The sequence below is a fragment of the Candidatus Latescibacterota bacterium genome (assembly GCA_020633725.1).
Classification (GTDB): Bacteria; Krumholzibacteriota; Krumholzibacteriia; order JACNKJ01; family JACNKJ01; genus VGXI01.
This window is the reverse complement of record JACKDC010000003.1, coordinates 493,441-512,393: the sequence shown is the minus strand read 5'-3', so window position 1 is coordinate 512,393 and position 18,953 is coordinate 493,441. Positions and strand designations below refer to the sequence as shown.

The following is an 18,953-nucleotide window of genomic DNA, read 5'->3' as shown; positions in this document are numbered from 1 at the left end:
AGCCGCCGAAGGAGCTGCGCATCGTCCGTCTGTCGTCTTTGAGTGCCGTAGAGGAGGTTGACTCGTCATGGCGAAGGAGAAGTTCTCGCGCACGAAGCCGCACGTCAATGTGGGCACGATCGGTCACGTTGACCACGGCAAGACCACGCTGACGGCGGCGATCACCCAGCGCCAGGCCAGCAAGGGAATGGCGGCCTTCACGCCGTTCGACCAGATCGACAAGGCGCCCGAGGAGCGCGAGCGCGGCATCACGATCGCGACGGCGCACGTGGAGTACCAGACGGCGAGCCGTCACTACGCGCACGTGGACTGCCCGGGTCACGCGGACTACGTGAAGAACATGATCACGGGCGCGGCGCAGATGGACGGCGCGGTGCTGGTGGTCTCGGCAGCCGATGGTCCGATGCCGCAGACGCGCGAGCACGTGCTGCTGGCGCGGCAGGTGAACGTGCCGAGCATGCTGGTCTTCATGAACAAGGTGGACATGGTGGACGACCCGGAGCTGCTGGACCTGGTGGAGCTGGAGATCCGGGAGCTGCTGAACGAGTACAATTTCCCCGGGGACGAGACGCCGATCATCCGCGGCAGCGCGCTGAAGGCGCTGGAGAATCCCGGGACCGAGGCGGATCAGAAGTGCATCGACGAGCTGATGGATGCGATCGACAGCTTCGTTCCGGAGCCTCAGCGCGAGACGGACAAGCCGTTCCTGATGCCGGTCGAGGACGTGTTCTCGATCACGGGCCGCGGGACGGTGGGGACGGGTCGCGTCGAGCGGGGCAAGGTGAAGGTGGGCGACAAGGTCGAGCGGATCGGCATCCGGGACACGTTGACGACGACGGTGACGGGCGTCGAGATGTTCCGCAAGATTCTCGATGACGCGCAGGCCGGGGACAACGTGGGTCTGTTGCTGCGCGGGGTCAACAAGGAAGACCTCGAGCGCGGGATGGTCCTCGCGGCGCCGGGAAGCGTGACGCCGCACACGAAGTTCGAGGGCGAGGTCTACATTCTGACGAAGGAGGAGGGCGGCCGTCACACGCCGTTCTTCAACGGGTATCGTCCTCAGTTCTACTTCCGGACGACGGACGTGACGGGAGTCGCGGAGTTGCCGGAGGGGACGGAGATGGTGATGCCGGGCGACAACGTGAAGATGCAGATCGCGCTGATCACGCCGATCGCGATGGAAGAGAACCTTCGTTTCGCCATCCGCGAGGGCGGCCGCACGGTTGGCGCGGGCGTCGTGACCAAGATCTACGAGTAGCCAGGCCCGGGCCGTGCCCGGACCTCCGCGACTGGAGCCGAGATGCGAGAGATCGTCAAGCTGCGCTGCAGCGAGTGCAAGAAGACCTGGTACACGACGAAGAAGAACAAGCGTCTGCACCCGGACCGCATCGAGCAGAAGAAGTACTGCCCGCGCGACCAGAAGCACACGTTGTTCAAGGAGGCCCGGTAGGGCCCTCACAGGCCAGTAGCTCTAATGGTAGAGCATCGGTCTCCAAAACCGAGGGTTGGGGGTTCGAGTCCCTCCTGGCCTGCCTGAGCGGGGGCGAATCCCCGACGTCGACGGAGGGTGAGTAAGCGATGTTCGACAGGTTGCGCAATTACCTCCGCGAGGTGTGGCTCGAGATGGGCAAGGTGACCTGGCCCACCCGCGACGAGCTGCGCGAAAGCACGCTGGTGGTGATCATCGCCTCGCTGGTGGTGACCGCGTTCATCTTCGTGGTGGACCGGGTACTGGATTCGGGAGTCAGCGGGCTGATCCGGCTGATCAGCTAGGCTCGAAACGGGACGTATCATGCAGGAAGATCGCAGACAGCTGGATCGCGAGGAGACCGCGGAGGAGACCCTGGACCGGGGCCCCGTGGTCAATCCCTTCCAGGCCGGTGCCGCGCCTGCGGAAGCGGACGAGCCCGCGCCGGAGGCCCACGCCGAGGCCGGCGAGCCGGGGGACGACGTGGACGTCGATGCCGACGGGATGCCACGCAACCCCAGGCTCAAGTGGTACGCCGTGCACACCTACTCGGGCCACGAGAACAAGGTGCGCACGAACCTGCTGAAGCGCGTCCAGGTGGAGGGGCTCGACGACAAGTTCGGTCAGGTCCTGGTGCCCACCGAGGAAGTCACCGAGATGAAGCAGGGGAAGAAGACGGTCACGAGCCGCAAGTACTTCCCGAGCTACATCCTGGTGGAGATGGAGATGAGCGACGAGGCCTACCACCTCGTCAACCAGATCAGCGGCGTGACCCGCTTCGTGGGGCTGGATCCCCGCGACAGCAGCAAGCGCCCCGTGCCCCTCAGGCCCCACGAGGTGGACCGCATCCTCGGGCGCATCGAGCGGCCCCAGGAGCACCGGGTCACGGAGATTCCCTACCAGGCGGGGGATCACATTCACGTCATCGACGGGCCCTTCAGCGACTTCAACGGCGTCGTGGACGACGTCAACGAGGAGCGGGGAACCCTGAAGGTCATGGTGACCATATTCGGGCGCGAGACGCCGGTGGAACTGGATTTCCTCCAGGTGGAGCCCATCTAGCCGCGGGCGCGTCCCGTGGCTCGCCGAGCAGCGCAGGAGCACAGGCAAAATGGCCAAGAGCAAGAAGAAGATCGTCGCGCAGGTCAAGATCCAGATCAAGGGCGGCCAGGCCAACCCGGCGCCGCCGGTGGGTCCGGCCCTGGGACAGCACCAGGTGAACATCATGGAGTTCTGCAAGGCGTTCAACGCCCAGACGCAGAACGCCCAGGGCATGGTGACCCCCTGCGTGATCACCGTCTATGCGGATCGCAGCTTCAGCTTCATCACCAAGACGCCGCCCGCGGCCGTCCTGCTGAAGCGCGCCGCCAAGCTTGAGAAGGGGTCCGGTGAGCCGAACCGCAACAAGGTCGGCAAGGTCACCGTGGCCCAGCTCAAGGAGATCGCAGAATTGAAGGCGCCCGACCTCAACGCCGCCGATGTGGACGCGGCGATCCAGATGATCGCGGGCACCGCCCGCAGCATGGGGATCGAGGTCAAAGGCTAACCTTCGATCGCCGGGTGATTGGGCCTTCCGAGTGAGGGGGAAGGCAAGCTTCTCCAACTCCCGGTCCCGACAGTCCCTCTTCGACACCAATCGTTTCGATGCTGAGCAATCGTGAGGACCTTACGATGAATCGTGGGAAGAAATACCGCGAGTCCGCCGTCAAGCGCGAGAAGAGCACCGTCTACACCATCGCCGCGGCCGTTGATCTGGTCAAGGCGATGACCACGGCGAAGTTCGACGAGACCGTCGAGGTCTCGGCGCGCCTGGGCGTGAATCCCCGGCACGCGGACCAGATGGTCCGCGGCACTGTCGTCCTTCCCAACGGCACCGGTCGCACGGTCCGGGTGCTGGCCCTCGTGAAGGGTGAGCACGCCGAGGCCGCGAAGGCCGCCGGCGCCGACATGGTCGGCGCGGAGGAGTACCTGGAGAAGATCCAGGGCGGCTGGGCCGACACCGACGTCATCATCACGACGCCGGACATGATGAGGGACGTGGGCAAGCTGGGCAAGATTCTGGGTCCCCGGGGACTGATGCCCAACCCCAAGAGCGGCACCGTCACGCAGGACGTGGCCAAGGCCGTCAAGGAGGTCAAGGCGGGCAAGGTGGAGTACCGCGTCGACAAGGGTTCGAACATTCACGTTCCCGTCGGCAAGGCCTCCTTCGGCAGCGACGCGCTCCAGGAGAACGTCAAGACGCTCGTCATGGAGCTCATGCGCGCCAAGCCCTCCACGGCCAAGGGGAAGTACATCAGGTCGGCATTCATCTCGTCCACCATGGGCCCCGCGGTCAAGCTGGACGAAGCCGAACTCGCGTCACTCAGCTAGTCACCGTTCGAGCAGGAGAGGCATCATGCCGAGTCCTAAGAAAGCCGCTCTGGTCGACCGCCTGACCACGGAACTCGCTTCCGCGGGCAGCGTGGTGTTGAGCGACTTCTCGGGCACCAACGTCGAGGAGATCTCCCAGCTGCGCAGCCGCTGCAGGGCCGCTGGCGTCACGTTCCGTGTCGTCAAGAACACCCTGGTGGGGCGCGCCGTGGAGGGGACCGACAAGGAAGGGCTCACCGCGCACTTCGCCGGACCCACCGCCGTCGCCTTCAGCGATGACATGGTGGCGCCCGCCAGGGTGCTCAAGGAGTTCTCCAAGGAGTACGGGAAGCTCGAGTTCAAGGCCGGTTACGTGGATGGGCAGATCATCGATTCTGCCGGCGTCCACGCCCTGGCCGACCTGCCCAGTCGCGAAGTGCTGCTCAGCCAGGTCGTGGGGACCCTTCAGGCCCCCATCGCGAGCCTGGCCCGCACGCTCAACGCGACGATTTCGGGCCTGGTCAACGCGCTCGACCAGATCGCCAAGCAGAAAGACGCGGCGGCCTAGGGTCCGCCCTGCCGCCGTAGATCGTTTCACCCGGTTAGGTTCGGAAAACACAGGAGTCAGCGAGTCATGTCGGAGAAGGTCGACCAGATGGTGAACCAGGTGGCGGAGCTCAGCGTGCTGGAGCTCTCCGAGCTGGTCAAGGCCCTGGAAGAGAAGTTCGGCGTCACCGCCGCCGCGCCCATGATGGCCATGGCCGCCGCGCCCGGCGCCGGCGCCGCCGCCGAGGTCGAGGAGAAGACGGAGTTCGACGTCATCCTCAGCACCGCCGGCGACAAGAAGATCCAGGTGATCAAGGTCGTGCGCGCGATCACGGGTCTGGGCCTCAAGGAGGCCAAGGACCTGGTGGACGGCGCCCCGAAGGCCATCAAGGAGGGTATCTCCAAGGAAGAGGCCGAGGGCATCAAGTCTCAGCTCGAGGAAGTCGGAGGTGTGGTTGAGCTCAAGTAGCTTGCCCGCCAGTCAGTCCGTCAGCAGTTTCGATCGGTGCCCGGTGTTGGGACGCACCCCGGGCACCGGTCTGTCTATTCCCTTCCTGCTTCCGGGAGGACGCCCGTGAGTCTGCCCATCGCGCTGCCCAAGCGGAATTACGCCAAGATTCAGCCCGTGATCGAGATCCCCGACCTGCTCGAGGTCCAGGTGGAGTCTTTCGAGGACTTCCTCCAGATGCGGGTGCCCCCTCGCCAGCGCGAGAACAAGGGGCTCGAAGGCGTCTTCCGCGCGATCTTTCCCATCGAGTCGAGCCGCGGCGACTTCATCCTGGAGTACCTGGAGTACGCCGTGGGCGAACCCAAGTACTCGGTGGAGGAGTGCCAGGAGCGCGACCTCACCTTCGTCGCGCCGCTCAAGGCCAAGCTGCGCCTGATCGTGAAGGAGGCGGAGGAGGTCGAGGGCGAGCGCCGGGTGAAGGACATCATCGAGTCCGAGGTCTACCTGGGCGAACTGCCGCTCATCACGAGCAAGGGCACGTTCATCATCAACGGCGCCGAGCGCGTGATCGTGAGCCAGCTGCACCGCTCGCCGGGCGTGTTCTTCAGCGACAGCGTGCACCCCAACGGGAAGCGCCTGTTCAGCGCGCGGATCATCCCCTACCGCGGCTCGTGGGTGGAGTTCACGACGGACATCAACGACACGATGTTCGTGCACATCGACCGCAAGAAGAAGCTGCCCGTGTCCACGCTGCTGCGGGCCATCGGCTTCGAGAGCGACGCCAAGCTGCTCCAGGCCTTCACCACGGGCGAGACCCTCAGCCTGGCCAAGCGGCCGGCGAAGTCGGACGCGGACGTCATCGACCGCGTGCTGGCCGAGGTGCTGGTGAACACGGAGACCGGCGAGATCATCGCCGAGGCGGGCACGCAGATCACCGAGGCCATGCTCACGGTGATGCGCCAGGCCAAGATCTTCGACGTGAAGGTGCTGTCCCGCAGCGAGGACGTGCACAGCAACGTCATCCTGAACACGATCGCCAAGGATCCCACCAAGACCGAAGAGGACGCGCTCAAGTACATCTACAACCTGCTGCGTCCGGGCGATCCCCCGAACATGGAGACGGCGCGGGCGCTGCTCGACCGCCTCTTCTTCAACGAGAAGCGCTACGATCTGGCGGGCGTCGGCCGCTACAAGATGAACACGCGCCTGGGCCTGACCGTCCCCATCGAGACGACGGTGCTCACGCCCACGGACTTCGTGGCCGTCATCGCCTACCTGCTGGACATCAAGGCCGAGCAGGGCCACGTGGACGACATCGACCACCTGGGCAACCGCCGCGTGCGCTCGGTGGGCGAGCTGCTGAGCAACCAGTTCAGCCTGGGCCTGTCGCGCATGGCGCGGATCATCCGCGAGCGCATGGCGCTGCAGGACGGCGAGAACATCACGCCGTCGGATCTGGTCAACGCGCGCACGATCAGCGCCGTGATCCAGTCCTTCTTCGGCAGCAGCCAGCTCTCGCAGTTCATGGACCAGACCAACCCGCTGTCGGAGCTCACGCACAAGCGGCGCCTGTCGGCCCTCGGTCCCGGCGGCCTCACCCGCGAGCGCGCGGGCTTCGAGGTGCGCGACGTGCACTACACCCACTACGGGCGCATGTGCCCCATCGAGACGCCGGAAGGCCCGAACATCGGCCTCATCACGAGCCTGTCCACCTACGCGCGCATCAATCCCTTCGGCTTCCTGGAGACGCCCTACCGCCGCGTGAAGGACAACCGCGTGACGGACGAGATCGTCTACCTGAGCGCCGACGAGGAGGACCGCACCACCATCGCGCAGGCCAACGCGCCGCTGGACGTGCGCGGGCGCTTCGTGAACGACGAGGTGCTGGCGCGCACCAAGGGCGAGTTCCCGCTGGCGGTGCCCGACGACGTGGACTTCATGGACGTCGCGCCCGCGCAGCTCGTGAGCGCGGCGGCGAGCATGATCCCCTTCCTCGAGCACGACGACGCGAACCGCGCCCTCATGGGCTGCAACATGCAGCGCCAGGCCGTGCCCCTCCTTCGCTGCGAGCCGCCGCTGGTGGGCACGGGCATGGAGGAGCGCATCGCGCGCGACAGCCAGGCGGTGGTGGTGGCCAAGCGCGCCGGCACCGTGGTCAGCGTGACGGGCGAGCGCATCATCGTGCAGCCCACGCGCAGCCGCGCCGCGGACCTGGAGGACTTCTCCGAGTTCGAGGGGCAGGACGTCTACAACCTGCAGAAGTTCCACCGCTCCAACCAGGACACCTGCGTGAACCAGAAGCCCATCGTGGTGGTGGGCGAGAAGGTGCGCGGGGAGCAGGTGCTGGCCGACGGCCCCGGCACCAACGCGGGCGAGCTGGCGCTGGGGGTCAACACCCTCGTCGCCTTCATGCCCTGGGGCGGCTACAACTACGAGGACGCCATCCTGCTGAGCGAGCGCCTGGTCAAGGCGGATCGCTTCACCTCGATCCACATCGAGGAGTTCGAGTGCCAGGTGCGCGAGATCAAGGCGGGCCGCGAGGAGATCACGCGCGAGCTGCCCAACGTGGGCGAGGACTCGCTCAAGAACCTGGACGAGAACGGCATCATCCGCACCGGCGCCCGGGTCAAGCCCGGTGACATCCTGGTGGGCAAGGTCACGCCGAAGGGCGAGACCGAGCTCAGCCCGGAAGAGCGCCTCCTGCGCGCGATCTTCGGCGACAAGGCCGGCGACGTGCGCAACGCCAGCCTCAAGGCGCCGCCCGGCATGGACGGCATCGTCGTCGACGTGAAGGTGTTCTCCCGCAAGGAGCGCGGCGACAGCACGCGCATGGAGGAGAAGCGCCGCATCGAGCGTCTGCGCCGCCGGGCCAAGGAGGAGCGCAAGCGCATCCTCGGCCTGCGCGACTCGCGCCTGCGCGAGCTGATGATCGGTCAGCTCAGCCAGAAGCTCGTCAACGCGGACACGGGCGAGGTCGTGCTGCGGGATGGCCGCAAGATCACCGAGGGCCTGCTCGACGAGCTCGACCTCGACGGCCTGCACTGGGGCCTGCCCATCGTGAAGGACCTGACCACCGACAAGCGCATCAAGCGGCTCATGGACGCCGCCGCCCGCGCCCTGCAGAAGGTGGACCAGGAGCTCGAGAAGGAGAAGGAGCGCGTCGAGATGGGCGACGAGCTGCCGCCCGGCGTCATCCAGCTCGTCAAGGTGCTGGTGGCCCGCAAGCGCAAGCTCTCCGTGGGCGACAAGATGGCCGGACGCCACGGCAACAAGGGCGTCATCGCCAAGATCCTCCCCGAGGAGGACATGCCCTACCTGCCCGACGGCACGCCGGTGGAGATCGTGCTCAACCCCCTGGGCGTGCCGAGCCGTATGAACGTCGGCCAGGTGCTCGAGACGCACCTGGGCTGGGCCGCGCAGGTGCTGGGCTTCCAGGCGCAGACCGCGGTGTTCAACGGCGCCACCGAGACCGAGGTCAAGGCCGCGCTCGTGGAGGCGGGCCTGCCGGGCGACGGCAAGACCGAGCTCTACGACGGCCGCACGGGCGAGCCGTTCCACGAGCGGGTGATGACGGGCTACATCTACATGATGAAGCTGTCGCACCTCGTCGACGACAAGATCCACGCCCGGAGCATCGGCCCCTACAGCCTCGTCACCCAGCAGCCGCTGGGCGGCAAGGCGCAGTTCGGCGGCCAGCGCTTCGGTGAGATGGAGGTGTGGGCGCTGGAAGCCTATGGCGCGGCCCACACGCTGCAGGAGCTGCTGACGGTGAAGAGCGACGACGTGGCGGGGCGCAGCGCCATCTACGAGGCCATCGTCAAGGGCGAGAACCCGTCCAAGCCCGGCGTGCCGGAGTCCTTCAACGTGCTCGTGAAGGAACTCCAGGCCCTGTGCCTCGACGTCGATCTGATCACGGCCGAGAAGTCGTCCTGATCACCAAGCTCCCGACGCCGCGCGCGTCGGAAGGAGGTTAGCGTGTTTCTCAGCTTCCGCCACCGGGAGACCGAGACGCCGGATTTCCAGGCGATCAAGATCTCGCTCGCGAGCCCCGAGGCCATCCGCCAGTGGAGCTTCGGCGAGGTCACGAAGCCGGAGACGATCAACTACCGCTCGTTCAAGCCCGAGAAGAACGGCCTCTTCTGCGAGAAGATCTTCGGGCCGGTCAAGGACTGGGAGTGCGCCTGCGGCAAGTACAAGCGCATCCGCTACCGCGGGGTCATCTGCGACCGCTGCGGCGTGGAGGTGACGCTTTCGCGCGTCCGCCGCGAGCGCATGGGCCACATCGAGCTGGCCGTGCCCGTCGCGCACATCTGGTTCTTCAAGGGCCTGCCCAGCCGCATCGGCCATCTGCTGGGCATGACCATCAAGGACCTCGAGCGGGTGATCTACTACGAGTCCTATCTCGTGATCGACCCCGGCAACACGACGCTGCAGGTGCGCGAGCTCATCAGCGAGGAGCGCTACTACGACCTGCTGGACGAGGGCTTCGAGTTCGAGGCCAAGATGGGCGCCGAGGCCATCGAGGACCTGCTGCGCAAGCTGCACCTCGACGAGCTGTCCATCGAGCTGCGCGATCAGATCGCCACGGAGACGAGCCAGCAGCGCAAGCAGGAGGCCCTCAAGCGCCTGCGCGTGGTGGAGGCCTTCCGCAACTCCGGCGGCAACCGGCCGGAGTGGATGGTCCTGCACGTGGTGCCCGTGCTGCCTCCGGATCTGCGGCCGCTGGTGCCGCTCGAGGGCGGGCGCTTCGCCACGAGCGACCTGAACGACCTCTACCGGCGGATCATCAACCGCAACAACCGCCTCAAGAAGCTCATGGAGATCAAGGCGCCGGAGGTCATCCTCCGCAACGAGAAGCGCATGCTCCAGGAGGCGGTGGACGCGCTCTTCGACAACAGCCGCCGCTCGCGCGCGGTCCGCGGCCACGGCAACCGGCCGCTGAAGAGCCTGAGCGACATGCTCAAGGGCAAGCAGGGGCGCTTCCGCCAGAACCTGCTGGGCAAGCGCGTGGACTACTCCGGCCGCTCGGTGATCGTCGTGGGTCCGGAGCTGCGCCTGCACGAGTGCGGCCTGCCCAAGAGCATGGCCCTGGAGCTGTTCAAGCCCTTCATCATCCGCAAGCTGGAGGAGAAGGGCTACGTCCAGACCGTCAAGAGCGCCAAGAAGCTCGTGGAGCGCGAGCGCCCCGAGGTCTGGGACATCCTCGAGGAGATCATCAAGGACCACCCGGTGCTGCTCAACCGCGCGCCGACGCTGCACCGCCTGGGCATCCAGGCCTTCCAGCCGGTGCTGGTGGAGGGCAAGGCCATCCGCCTGCACCCGCTGGTCTGCCAGGCCTTCAACGCCGACTTCGACGGCGACCAGATGGCCGTGCACGTGCCGCTGTCCTTCGAGGCGCAGCTCGAGAGCCGCGTGCTCATGCTGAGCGCCAACAACCTGCTGCTGCCGTCCAACGGCAAGCCGGTGGCGACGCCGCACCAGGAGCAGGTGCTGGGCTGCTACTACCTCACCAAGGGCCGTCCCGGCGCCCGCGGCGAGGGCATGCGCTTCAACAGCACGGACGAGGTGAACCAGGCGCTGGACCACGGGGTCATCGAGCTGCACGCCCCGGTCATGGTGCGCATGGAAGGCGGCTGGCTCGAGACCACCGCCGGCCGCGTGATCTTCAACGCCAGCGTGCCGGACGAGCTGGGCTACATCAACGACGTCATGGACAAGAAGGCCCTGACGGCGCTGGTGTCCCGCAGCCACCTGGAGCTGGGCGGCGAGAAGACAGTCGCCTTCGTGGACGACCTCAAGGACCTCGGCTTCCGCTACGCGACGCTCGCGGGCATCACCATCGGCATCGACGACCTGATCATCCCGCAGGACAAGCCGAAGCTGCTGGCCGACGCCGACCGCGACGTGAGCAAGATCACCACGGACTTCGAGAACAAGCGCATCTCCGAGGGCGAGCGCTACAACCGCGTCATCGACCGCTGGACCACCGCGCGCGACGCCGTGGCCGACTCCATGATGGTGGCCATCGAGAACGACCGGCAGGGCTTCAACCCGGTCTACATGATGGCCCACTCCGGGTCGCGAGGCAGCCGCGATCAGATCAGCCAGCTCTCGGGCATGCGCGGTCTGATGGCCAAGCCGCAGAAGAAGATGACCGGTCAGGTGGGCGAGATCATCGAGCAGCCGATCAAGAGCAACTTCCGCGAGGGGCTCACCGTGCTGCAGTACTTCATCTCGACCCACGGCGCGCGCAAGGGTCTGGCCGACACGGCGCTCAAGACCGCCGACGCCGGCTACCTGACCCGCCGCCTGGTGGACGTGGCGCAGGACGTCATCATCACCGAGGAGGACTGCGGCACGATCCGCGGCCTCGACATGAAGGCGCTGGAGGAGAGCGGGGACGTCATCGAGAGCCTGACCGACCGCATCCTCGGCCGCTTCACGGCGGACGACGTGATCGACCCCCTCACCGGCGACGTGCTGATGGAGGCGGGCATGCTCGTCGACGAGACCCGCGCCAAGCTGATCGAGGAGAAGGGCGTCGAGATGGTGAAGATCCGCTCGGTGCTCACCTGCGAGACGCGCCGCGGCGTCTGCATCAAGTGCTACGGCCGCGACCTGTCCTCGGGCAGCCTGGTGGACATCGGCGACGCCGTGGGCGTCATCGCCGCGCAGTCCATCGGCGAGCCGGGCACGCAGCTCACGCTGCGGACCTTCCACGTGGGCGGCATCGCCGGCCGCATCGCCGAGGCCACGGCCAAGCAGGCCCCGGTGGACGCCGAGGTCGAGCTGGTCAACGTGCGCTGCATCAAGAACGCCGACGGGCGGCAGGTGGTCATCGGCCACAAGGGCGAGATCATCGTGAAGGTGCAGGAGGGCAGCAAGGAGCGCATCCGCGCCCACTTCGCCGCGCCCTATGGCGCCGTGCTCGATGTCAAGAACGCCGCGCAGGTGAAGAAGGGCGACACCCTGTTCACCTGGGACCCCTACGCCGAGCCCATGGTCAACACCCGCAAGGGCGAGGTGCAGTTCATCGACATCGAGGAGGGCCGCACGCTCAAGGAGGAGACGGACGAGAAGGGCCGTCGCCAGGCCGTCATCACCGACGACCTCCAGAAGGAGCTGCACCCCGAGATCAAGATCGTCAACAAGGACGGCAAGGTCCTCGAGAAGTTCTTCCTGCCCACGAACGCCATCCTGAGCGTGAAGGACGGCGAGTCCGTGCCCGCCGGCAGCATCCTCGTGAAGGTGCCGAAGGATCTCGGCCACACGGGCGACATCACCGGCGGCCTGCCCCGGGTCGTGGACCTGTTCGAGGTGCGCAAGCCCAAGGACGCGGCGATCGTCACCGCCATCGACGGCACGGTGGAGATCGGCGGCGTCACCCGCGGCATGCGCAAGGTCATCGTCAAGCGCGACGCCGACACCTCGGAGGAGTACCTGATTCCCCAGGGCAAGCACATGCGCGTGCACGACGGCGACGAGGTGACGGCGGGCGACCGCCTCACCGAGGGTCCGATCAACCCCTTCGACATCCTGAACGTGAAGGGCGTGCAGGCGGCCCAGGCCTACCTGGTCAACGAGATCCAGGAGGTCTATCGCCTGCAGGGCGTGGGCATCAACGACAAGCACATCGAGACCATCGTGCGGCAGATGCTGCGCAAGGTGCAGGTGGAGGAGCCGGGCGACAGCCGCTTCCTCGAGGGCGACCAGGTGGAGCGCGCCGAGTTCCAGGAGGAGAACGAGCGCGTGGTGGGCGAGGGCGGCAGCGCGGCGACCTACCGGCCGCTGCTGCTCGGCATCACCAAGGCGTCGCTGACCACCGAGAGCTTCATCTCGGCGGCCAGCTTCCAGGAGACCACCCGCGTGCTCAGCGAGGCGGCCATCAACGGCAAGACCGACTACCTCTACGGTCTCAAGGAGAACGTGATCATGGGCCGGCTGATCCCCGCGGGCACCGGCCGCAAGGAGTACGACGACCTGCGCGTGGCCCAGGAGGAGCTGCGCACCCTCCAGGCCGAGGTGGCCGCCCGCAAGGCCGCCGAGGAGGAGGCCCTGGCCGCCGTGGCGAACAAGGCCGAGCAGCAGGCCCAGAGCCTCATGGAGGAGGGCCTCATGCTCTTCCCCGAGGAGAGCGGCGAAGGCGAGGCCGAGGCCATGGCCGGTGGCGGCGGCGAGGGGGACGAGGACGAGTCCTAGTCGAACCGGCGGCGGCGCTTCCCGCGCGGAGGCGCCGCCCGGGCGGCCCACGAGGGCTAAACGGTGAGATGACAAGGGAAAATTCGCGGTCGGCTTGACAAGCATGAATCGATCGTGTAGATTGGCGGTCTTGTGCGCGCCCCCTGGCGCGACCGAGCCGACTCCCTAAGCTCAAGCGCAACAGAGAGTTGCATTTCGGACTCAGGGCTCAGACTCCCTGGGGTACGAGGAGTGCGAGCGTGCCGACGCTGAACCAGTTGATCCGCAAGGGCCGCAAGGTGGTTGCTCACAAGAGCAAGTCGCCGGCCCTGCAGTCCTGCCCGCAGAAGCGGGGGGTCTGCACGCGCGTGTACACGACCACGCCGAAGAAGCCCAACTCCGCCCTCCGCAAGGTGGCCCGCGTTCGTCTGACGAACGGCATCGAGGTCACCGCCTACATCCCGGGCGAGGGGCACAACCTGCAGGAGCACTCGATCGTGCTCATCCGTGGCGGCCGCGTTAAGGATCTGCCGGGTGTGCGCTATCACATCGTGCGCGGCGCGCTGGATACCAGTGGCGTCGACGGCCGCAACCAGCGCCGCTCGAAGTACGGCGCCAAGCGCCCCAAGTAGGGCGGCAGGAGACCGGAGAGACATGCGTCGCAGGATCAAGCGCAGCCGCGAGACCGTCGCCGACCCCCGCTTCAACAGCCCGATGGTCGCCCAGTTCATCAACTACATGATGAAGGGCGGCAAGAAGAGCACGGCGGAGGCGATCTTCTACAAGGCCATGGACATCATCGAGGAGAAGTCGGGCAAGAAGGGTCTGGAGGTCTACACCTCGGCCCTCAACAACGTGAAGCCCCACCTCGAGGTGACGAGCCGACGCATCGGTGGCGCCAACTACCAGGTGCCCATCGAGGTGCGGCCGTCCCGGCGCACGGCGCTGGCCATGCGCTGGTTGCTGCAGTTTTCCCGCAGCCGGCCCGATCACACGATGAGCGAGCGCCTGGCGGCGGAGCTCCTGGCGGCCTACCGGAAGGAAGGGCCGTCGATCAAGAAGCGCGAGGACACACACCGGATGGCCGAAGCCAACAAGGCTTTCGCTCACTTCCGGTTCTAGGAAAGGACGCGAAGTCCGACATAGCCCCGGCGGCGGTCTACGCGGGCTCCCAGCATCAGGAGCTCAAATCGCCGGAGGACGATGTCTGCAGGGCCGGGTCCGCACTGGATACCCCTCCTGAGGTCTCGACCCGCAGTCATCGTGTGCGTCGAGACTTCGGGAGGGATTTTCGTTGGTTCAGCCATGAGTAGTGGAGATTCACTCGAGCGGATACGGAACATCGGCATCGCCGCCCACATCGATGCCGGCAAGACGACCCTCACCGAGCGGATTCTGTACTACGCGGGCATCATCCATCGGATGGGCGAGGTGCACGACGGCGCCGCCACGATGGACTGGATGGAGCAGGAGCGGGAGCGGGGGATCACGATCACCTCGGCGGCCACGACCTGCTACTGGCGGGACCACCGGATCAACATCATCGATACCCCCGGGCACGTGGACTTCACCGTGGAGGTGGAGCGGAGTCTGAGGGTGCTGGACGGGATGATCGCCGTCTTCTGCGCCGTGGGCGGCGTGGAACCCCAGTCGGAGACGGTGTGGCGGCAGGCGGATCGGTACCATGTGCCGCGTCTCGCCTTCGTCAACAAGATGGACCGGGTGGGGGCGGATTTCGAGGCGGTGGTGGAGGCGATTCGGACGCGGCTGGGGGCCAACGGGGTGCCCGTGACCCTGCCCATCGGCGCCGAGGACGCCTTCAAGGGGTTGATCGATCTCGTGCGGATGCAGGCGCTGTACTACGACGAAGAGAGTCTGGGCCAGCGCTACGCGACCGACGAGATCCCCGCCGCGCTCGCGGAGAAGGCGGATGCCGCCCGCGAGCGACTGATCGAGGCCGCGGCCGAGTTCGACGACGAACTGGCCGAGACCTACCTGGGCGGGGAAGCGGTGAGCGCGGAACTGCTGGATCGCGCGATCCGCAAGGCGACGCTGGAAGGGCGGCTGGTGCCGGTCTTCGCGGGCGCGGCCTTCAAGAACAAGGGTGTCCAGCGCGTGCTCGACGGGATCATCGACTACCTGCCGAGTCCGATGGACCTGCCCGCGGTGGAGGGCGAACTGCCAAACGGCAAGGGACGCGCGGAACGCGCCCCCGACCCCAAGGCGCCCTTCGCGGCACTGGCCTTCAAGGTGGCCAGCGACGCCTTCGCGGGACGACTGACATTCTTCAGGGTCTACAGCGGCACCCTGAAGTCCGGTGAGATGGCGCTGAACGTCACGACGGGGAAGAAAGAACGCATGGGACGCTTTCTGCGGATGCACGCCAACAAGCGGGAGGAGGTGGCCGACGCCAGCGCGGGCGAGATCGTCGCCGTGGTCGGCCTCAAATCCGTGCGCACCGGCGACACCGTGACCGACGTCTCGCACCCGATCGTGCTCGAGTCCATGAGCTTCCCGGAGCCGGTGATCGACATCGCCATCGAGCCCAAGACCAAGGCCGACGAGGAGAAGCTCAAGCTGGCCCTGGAGCGCCTGGCCGACGAAGACCCCACCTTCCAGGTGCGGGTCGACAAGGAGACCGGCCAGACCCTGATCGCGGGCATGGGCGAGCTGCACCTGGAGATCCTGCGCGATCGCATGGTGCGCGAATTCAAGGTCGAGGCCAACGTGGGCAAGCCCCAGGTGGTCTACAAGGAGTCGGTGGCGGCCAGGGGCGAGGCGGAGCACCGCTTCCAGCGCCAGGTGGCCGGCAAGGGCGTCTTCGCCCACGTGAAGCTGGCCATCGAGCCGGCGGGCACGGGGGCGGGTTTCGTCTTCGCGAGCGCGATGAGCCCGCAGGCGCTGCCGGCGGAGTTCGTCGCGGCGGTGGAGCAGAGCGCCCGGGCCTCCATGAGTTCCGGCGTGCTGGCGGGCTACGAGCTGGTGGACTGCAAGGTCACCCTGCTCGACGGGAGCCACCACGAGGTGGACTCCACGCCCCAGGCCTTCCAGGCGGCCACGGCGATCGCCTTCCGTGAGGCGGCGCTGAAGGCCGAGCCGATTCTGCTCGAGCCGGTGATGGCCGTGGAGGTCGTCACCCCGGGCGATTTCACGGGTGAAGTGGTGGGCGACATCAACTCGCGTCGCGGCAAGGTGGACGGCATGCAGCCCCGCCACGCGATGCAGGTGGTGACGGCCTCCGTTCCGCTGTCAGAGATGTTTGGTTACATGACCCAGTTGCGGTCTCTGTCCCAGGGACGCGCGGTCTACTCGATGCAGTTCTCTCACTTCGAGGCCGTGCCCAAGAGCATCGCTAGTCGTTTTGTCGGGTTCGGAGCCTAGGGCCCGTAGAGGAGGTTGACTCGTCATGGCGAAGGAGAAGTTCTCGCGCACGAAGCCGCACGTCAATGTGGGCACGATCGGTCACGTTGACCACGGCAAGACCACGCTGACGGCGGCGATCACCCAGCGCCAGGCCAGCAAGGGAATGGCGGCCTTCACGCCGTTCGACCAGATCGACAAGGCGCCCGAGGAGCGCGAGCGCGGCATCACGATCGCGACGGCGCACGTGGAGTACCAGACGGCGAGCCGTCACTACGCGCACGTGGACTGCCCGGGTCACGCGGACTACGTGAAGAACATGATCACGGGCGCGGCGCAGATGGACGGCGCGGTGCTGGTGGTCTCGGCAGCCGATGGTCCGATGCCGCAGACGCGCGAGCACGTGCTGCTGGCGCGGCAGGTGAACGTGCCGAGCATGCTGGTCTTCATGAACAAGGTGGACATGGTGGACGACCCGGAGCTGCTGGACCTGGTGGAGCTGGAGATCCGGGAGCTGCTGAACGAGTACAATTTCCCCGGGGACGAGACGCCGATCATCCGCGGCAGCGCGCTGAAGGCGCTGGAGAATCCCGGGACCGAGGCGGATCAGAAGTGCATCGACGAGCTGATGGATGCGATCGACAGCTTCGTTCCGGAGCCTCAGCGCGAGACGGACAAGCCGTTCCTGATGCCGGTCGAGGACGTGTTCTCGATCACGGGCCGCGGGACGGTGGGGACGGGTCGCGTCGAGCGGGGCAAGGTGAAGGTGGGCGACAAGGTCGAGCGGATCGGCATCCGGGACACGTTGACGACGACGGTGACGGGCGTCGAGATGTTCCGCAAGATTCTCGATGACGCGCAGGCCGGGGACAACGTGGGTCTGTTGCTGCGCGGGGTCAACAAGGAAGACCTCGAGCGCGGGATGGTCCTCGCGGCGCCGGGAAGCGTGACGCCGCACACGAAGTTCGAGGGCGAGGTCTACATTCTGACGAAGGAGGAGGGCGGCCGTCACACGCCGTTCTTCAACGGGTATCGTCCTCAGTTCTACTTCCGGACGACGGACGTGACGGGAGTCGCGGAGTTGCCGGAGGGGACGGAGATGGTGATGCCGGGCGACAACGTGAAGATGCAGATCGCGCTGATCACGCCGATCGCGATGGAGGAGAACCTTCGTTTCGCCATCCGCGAGGGCGGCCGCACGGTTGGCGCGGGCGTCGTGACCAAGATCTACGAGTAGCCAGCGATCTAGGGGCGGCGAGCAGGCGGCCGAACGGCTGAAGCTGGCGTAGCCGCACGATTGGAGGAGAACGGTGTACACCGGACAGAAGATCAAGATCAGGCTGAAGGCCTACGAGCACAGCACGCTGGACCGCTCGGCGTTCGAGATCGTTCGCACGGCCAAGCGCACGGGCGCCGAGATCTCGGGGCCGATCCCGCTGCCGACGCAGCGGTCGCTCTACACGGTGCTGCGCTCGCCGCACGTGGACAAGAAGTCGCGCGAGCAGTTCGAGATGCGGGTGCACAAGCGCCTCATCGAGATCACCAAGTCGACCCCGGCCACCCTCGACGCCCTGACCAAGCTGGATCTGCCGGCGGGCGTGGACATCGAGATCAAGGTCTGACGCCGCCCCGCGCCCGCTGAGGCGCGGCGCCGGCAAGGCAACTGGAGTAGCAATGCCGAACGCAAATCTCTACGACGGCAAGGGCAAGAGCACCGGCACGGTGGAACTGCCCGAGGCGATCTTCGGTCAGGAGGTGAAGGGACACCTCATCTGGGAGGCCGTGCGCAACTACCAGGCCAACCAGCGCGCCGGGACCGCCCACACCAAGGACCGCTCCGACGTGACCGGCTCCACGGCCAAGCTGTTCCGTCAGAAGGGCACGGGCCGCGCCCGCGCGGGCTCCGCCAAGAGCCCCACGCGCTACGGCGGCGGCACGACCTTCGGTCCCAAGACGCGTGACCACAGCTACGCGATGCCCCGCAAGGCGCGCCGCGCCGCGCTGCTGTCCGCGCTGAGCGACCGCGCCGGCGCCGGCGACGTGCTGGTGGTGGACGGCTTCACGCCCGACACGCCGCGCACCAAGGACTTCAAGACGCTGATCGCGGGCATGGGCCTCAGCGAGGGGCGCGAGAAGATCCTGCTGGTCCTGGACGAGTACGATCTCGACATCTGCAAGTCCGCGCGCAACCTGCGCAACCTGGACTTCATCGTCGGCCGCGAGCTGAACGCGTACCAGGTGATGTGGGCGGACAAGGTGGTCCTGACCGCGCCGGCCCTCGAGCAGGTCAAGGAGGTGTTCGGAGCATGAAGGACGTCTATCACGTCGTGCGGCGAGCGCTGCTCACGGAGAAGAGCTCGCAGCTGCAGGCACACAACCGCTACGTCTTCGAGGTGGACCGCCGGGCGGCCAAGCCCGAGATCAAGCGGGCCATCGAGGAGATCTTCAAGGTGACCGTCAAGGACGTGCGCACCATGACCGTCCGGGGCAAGCTGAAGCGGCTGGGCCGCTTCGAGGGCATGCGCCCGTCGTGGAAGAAGGCCGTGGTGACCCTGGCGGAGGGCGACACCATCGACATCGTCGTCCAGAACGGCTAGCAGGCGA

Annotated in this window: 17 protein-coding genes and 1 tRNA gene; all 18 read left to right on the top strand. The window is 66.7% G+C overall.

All coding sequences use genetic code 11. The features are described from left to right. Positions 1-67 precede the first annotated feature (67 nt). The 18 genes from tuf (H6693_09485) (at position 68) to rplW (ending at position 18,946) form a co-directional block, all read left to right on the top strand. A complete protein-coding gene (gene tuf, locus H6693_09485) occupies positions 68-1,258 on the top strand; it encodes an elongation factor Tu (protein ID MCB9516415.1) in 1,191 nt (396 codons plus the stop codon). A gap of 42 nt (positions 1,259-1,300) precedes the next feature. After that, entirely contained in the window at positions 1,301-1,450 is a 150-nt protein-coding gene (rpmG, locus tag H6693_09480; GenBank protein ID MCB9516414.1) for a 50S ribosomal protein L33, read from the top strand. Positions 1,451-1,459: 9 nt separating this feature from the next. Further along, positions 1,460-1,532 (top strand) — tRNA-Trp (locus H6693_09475). A 46-nt stretch (positions 1,533-1,578) separates the two neighbouring features. Next, on the top strand, positions 1,579-1,773 hold the full coding sequence (secE, locus tag H6693_09470; protein ID MCB9516413.1) for a preprotein translocase subunit SecE: 195 nt from the start codon (positions 1,579-1,581) through the stop codon (positions 1,771-1,773). A 199-nt stretch (positions 1,774-1,972) separates the two neighbouring features. Then, positions 1,973-2,530, top strand: a complete 558-nt coding sequence (gene nusG / locus H6693_09465) for a transcription termination/antitermination factor NusG (GenBank protein MCB9516412.1) — start codon at positions 1,973-1,975, stop codon at positions 2,528-2,530. Between the two features lie 49 nt (positions 2,531-2,579). After that, a complete protein-coding gene (gene rplK, locus H6693_09460) occupies positions 2,580-3,014 on the top strand; it encodes a 50S ribosomal protein L11 (protein ID MCB9516411.1) in 435 nt (144 codons plus the stop codon). 125 nt (positions 3,015-3,139) lie between these two features. Then, positions 3,140-3,838 carry a 50S ribosomal protein L1 gene (locus tag H6693_09455; protein MCB9516410.1) on the top strand — a complete coding sequence of 233 codons (699 nt, stop codon included), beginning with the start codon at positions 3,140-3,142 and terminating at the stop codon, positions 3,836-3,838. A 25-nt stretch (positions 3,839-3,863) separates the two neighbouring features. After that, the gene (gene rplJ, locus H6693_09450) at positions 3,864-4,385 is read left to right on the top strand and encodes a 50S ribosomal protein L10 (GenBank protein ID MCB9516409.1); all 522 of its coding nucleotides are present in this window, start codon (positions 3,864-3,866) and stop codon (positions 4,383-4,385) included. Between the two features lie 66 nt (positions 4,386-4,451). Beyond that, positions 4,452-4,832 (top strand): 50S ribosomal protein L7/L12, encoded by a 381-nt coding sequence (gene rplL / locus H6693_09445; GenBank protein ID MCB9516408.1) that lies wholly within the window; start codon positions 4,452-4,454, stop codon positions 4,830-4,832. A gap of 117 nt (positions 4,833-4,949) precedes the next feature. Continuing rightward, entirely contained in the window at positions 4,950-8,744 is a 3,795-nt protein-coding gene (gene rpoB, locus H6693_09440) for a DNA-directed RNA polymerase subunit beta (GenBank protein ID MCB9516407.1), read from the top strand. A gap of 42 nt (positions 8,745-8,786) precedes the next feature. After that, on the top strand, positions 8,787-13,010 hold the full coding sequence (gene rpoC / locus H6693_09435; GenBank protein MCB9516406.1) for a DNA-directed RNA polymerase subunit beta': 4,224 nt from the start codon (positions 8,787-8,789) through the stop codon (positions 13,008-13,010). Positions 13,011-13,249: 239 nt separating this feature from the next. Beyond that, the gene (locus H6693_09430) at positions 13,250-13,621 is read left to right on the top strand and encodes a 30S ribosomal protein S12 (protein ID MCB9516405.1); all 372 of its coding nucleotides are present in this window, start codon (positions 13,250-13,252) and stop codon (positions 13,619-13,621) included. 22 nt (positions 13,622-13,643) lie between these two features. Next, entirely contained in the window at positions 13,644-14,111 is a 468-nt protein-coding gene (gene rpsG, locus H6693_09425) for a 30S ribosomal protein S7 (GenBank protein ID MCB9516404.1), read from the top strand. A 183-nt stretch (positions 14,112-14,294) separates the two neighbouring features. Then, positions 14,295-16,370, top strand: a complete 2,076-nt coding sequence (fusA, locus tag H6693_09420) for an elongation factor G (GenBank protein MCB9516403.1) — start codon at positions 14,295-14,297, stop codon at positions 16,368-16,370. Positions 16,371-16,395: 25 nt separating this feature from the next. Further along, the gene (gene tuf, locus H6693_09415) at positions 16,396-17,586 is read left to right on the top strand and encodes an elongation factor Tu (GenBank protein ID MCB9516402.1); all 1,191 of its coding nucleotides are present in this window, start codon (positions 16,396-16,398) and stop codon (positions 17,584-17,586) included. A 73-nt stretch (positions 17,587-17,659) separates the two neighbouring features. Continuing rightward, a complete protein-coding gene (rpsJ, locus tag H6693_09410) occupies positions 17,660-17,971 on the top strand; it encodes a 30S ribosomal protein S10 (protein MCB9516401.1) in 312 nt (103 codons plus the stop codon). A 52-nt stretch (positions 17,972-18,023) separates the two neighbouring features. Beyond that, complete coding sequence (gene rplD, locus H6693_09405; protein MCB9516400.1) at positions 18,024-18,659, top strand: 50S ribosomal protein L4; 636 nt, start codon at positions 18,024-18,026, stop codon at positions 18,657-18,659. After that, entirely contained in the window at positions 18,656-18,946 is a 291-nt protein-coding gene (gene rplW / locus H6693_09400; protein ID MCB9516399.1) for a 50S ribosomal protein L23, read from the top strand. Before rplD ends, rplW begins: the two co-directional genes overlap by 4 nt. The last annotated feature ends 7 nt before the right edge of the window (positions 18,947-18,953 follow it).